Consider the following 2,678-nt stretch of genomic DNA (forward strand, 5'->3'; position numbering starts at 1 on the left):
GGTCCGCCGACCACCCGTGATGATCCCGGCTGGCGTGCCCGGCGCGCACGAGCTCGCAGCCCGTCGCCTGTGCAGCTGCCGCGGTGGCTTCTTCCAGCCGTGCGCCGACATGACGACCAAGATCGGCGTCCGTCGTAGACAACGGCGGCGCCGGCGCTCCATCCGGCGGCAGCAGGGTCAGGTAGTCGACGAACACCACTCGAGCCCGCGGCGCGCGGCGGCGCACAGCGGTGCCGACCGCACGCAACGAGTCGCCCACGCCGTCGAGCGCCTGCTCACGCGCGTCGCGGTCAAATAATGTCCCGATTGCCGGCAATAACCGGGCCGGCCGGGGCAACCTCGCGGCCATCAGCAACGGGACATATCCGACGTCGTTGCCGCCGATGGTGATGGTGACCAGCTCTTCGGAGCCGTCCAGCGCCTCGATTTGCGGTCGCGCTCCGCGCTGACGCTCGGCCAGCACGTGCGCGGTGGTGGCACCGGAAAACGTGACGTCGAGCAGGTTGAGGTTCCGTTGTTCGGCGACCAGGTGGGCGTAGTTGCGCGCCGACCGGCCGGAACCGAACGGCGCGCCCGGCGCACCGGGCCGGATCCCGGGACCGGCCGCCATCGAACTGCCGAGCGCCACATACCGCCCGCTCATAGGGTCGGGCTCGACGCCTGCGCCCAGAACCGCTTGGGAATCCGCCCCGCGCGACGGGCCAGATAACCGGCGGTGACTGCGGCGGCCATCGCCACGGCCATCGCGGGCGGGTCGGTGGCCCGGGTCACCGCAGTCGCCAACAGCACTGCGTCACATCCCAACTCCATCGCCAGCGCGGCGTCACTGGCGGTCCCGATACCGGCGTCGAGGACAACGGGGACGCCGGCCTGGGCGACGATCATCTCGATGTTGTGCGGGTTGGCGATGCCCAGACCCGTGCCGATCGGCGAGCCCAGCGGCATCACCGCCGCGCAGCCGGTGTCCTCCAATCGTTTGGCCAGCACCGGATCATCGTTGGTGTATGGCAGCACCACAAACCCGTCGTCGACCAATTGCTCTGCGGCCCTGGCTAATTCGACGGCATCGGGCAGAAGCGTACGTTCGTCGGCGATGACTTCCAGCTTGATCCATTCGGTGCCCAGCGCTTCGCGGGCCAGCTGAGCGGTCAGCACCGCCTCCGCGGCGCCACGGCAGCCCGCGGTGTTGGGCAGCGGGGTGATACCCAGTCTGCTCAACAGGTCAAGGATGCCCGTGCCACCCTCCGCGTCCACCCGGCGCATTGCGACGGTGGTCAGCTCGGTGCCCGAAGCGATCAGCGCCTCCTCGAGGACGGCGAGGTTAGAAGCGCCGCCGGTGCCCATGATCAGCCGCGACGTGAAGCTGCGCCCGGCGATTGTCAGTTTCGAATCAGCCACCCTGCACCGCCGTCACCACCTCGAGTTGTGCACCGTCGGAAAGAGTTGTCGTCCAAGCAGACCGTGGCAGCACCGCCTGGTCCACGGCCACCGCAATGCCGCGGTCGGGATAGCCCAGCGACTGCAGCAGCGCCGCGACGGTGGTCTGGTCATCGACCTCGAGTGGCTCGGCATTGAGACGAATAATCATCGATGAGCTCCAACCGGGATCAGTTCGGACACAATCTGTTCGGCAGTCCAAGGCGCCAGCAGGAAACCGGACCGGCCGTGACCGGCGGCGATCAGCGTGCGCACATCCAAACGTCCCACCAGCGGCAGGTTATCCGGTGTCATCGGGCGCAGGCCGGCGACACACTCCGCCAGCTCGTACTCGCCGAGCGCGGGCATCACCGTGCACGCATCGTCGAGCAGGTCACGCACACCGGATACGGTCGGAGCGGTATCGCGGCCATGCTCGTACTGGGTGGCGCCCACCACCACACCGTCGGTGCGCGGCACCAGGTACACCTGCCGCCCATGCACGCGAGCGCGAATTACCCGCTGTGGCAACGGCATACATCCTTTGCGCCAACGTAGCCGCAACACTTCACCTTTCACCGGCCGAATAGGCAGACCGGGCCATAATGTCGGGGCGTCGATGCCGTTGGCAATCACGACCGCATCAGCCTGCAGAGCACCCAGGTCACCTACCGGCCCATCCCATTCGACGCCGAGCTCCTCGCATGTCGCCGCCAGTCCCTCGAGCAGAGCGCGATTGTCCACCGCCAATTCGGTGGGTGCCCGGAAGCCATGCCGAATGCCTTGTGCCAGCATCGGTTCCACGTCGCGGGCAGCCGACTCCCAGACCACCGGGTGGCCTTGCGCGGACAGCCAGTCGGCGACCGTATGCAGGTCAGCGACATCAGCGCGGTCGACGGCGACCACCAACGACTCCCGCGCGGTGATCACCTGCTCAGGCAGCCCGTCGGTGAATCCGCCCTGCCGCCAGAGCCGCAGCGACTCCAGACCCAGCTGCAGCAACCGCTCCTCGCCGGGCCAGCCTTCGCTGTGCGGCGCCAGCATTCCGGCGGCCACCCACGACGCACCGGGCTGGCCGGACCGGTGCACCCGCACCGACCAACCGGCTTGGGCCGCGCGGCGTGCCACGGACAGCCCGATGACGCCGCCGCCGATGACGGCCAGCGTTCCCGAGTCCGGTGGCATCCTCGCTCCCTTCGCCGGCATGATCCGGATCAGGTCCGACGGTAAGGGCAGGCGCGCCCACTCTCAGACCCCGTACC

The 2,678-nt window shown here is 68.7% G+C and carries 4 protein-coding genes; all 4 read right to left on the bottom strand.

Going from position 1 to position 2,678, the window contains the following annotated elements; genetic code table 11:
* Window positions 1–643, bottom strand: a 643-nt coding sequence (locus WAN71_RS02085; RefSeq protein ID WP_422223741.1) for an SGNH/GDSL hydrolase family protein, incomplete at its 3' end; no start/stop codon positions are given.
* Complete coding sequence (locus WAN71_RS02090) at window positions 640–1,398, bottom strand: thiazole synthase (RefSeq protein ID WP_422223742.1); 759 nt, start codon at window positions 1,396–1,398, stop codon at window positions 640–642. The genes WAN71_RS02090 and WAN71_RS02085, both read right to left, overlap by 4 nt.
* Window positions 1,391–1,588 (bottom strand): sulfur carrier protein ThiS, encoded by a 198-nt coding sequence (gene thiS / locus WAN71_RS02095; RefSeq protein WP_422223743.1) that lies wholly within the window; start codon window positions 1,586–1,588, stop codon window positions 1,391–1,393. The genes WAN71_RS02090 and thiS overlap by 8 nt, the downstream gene beginning before the upstream one ends.
* On the bottom strand, window positions 1,585–2,601 hold the full coding sequence (gene thiO, locus WAN71_RS02100) for a glycine oxidase ThiO (RefSeq protein ID WP_422223744.1): 1,017 nt from the start codon (window positions 2,599–2,601) through the stop codon (window positions 1,585–1,587). The genes thiS and thiO overlap by 4 nt, the downstream gene beginning before the upstream one ends.
* Window positions 2,602–2,678: the final 77 nt, after the last annotated feature.

The organism is Mycobacterium sp., from assembly GCF_049280035.1.
GTDB lineage: Bacteria > Actinomycetota > Actinomycetes > Mycobacteriales > Mycobacteriaceae > Mycobacterium.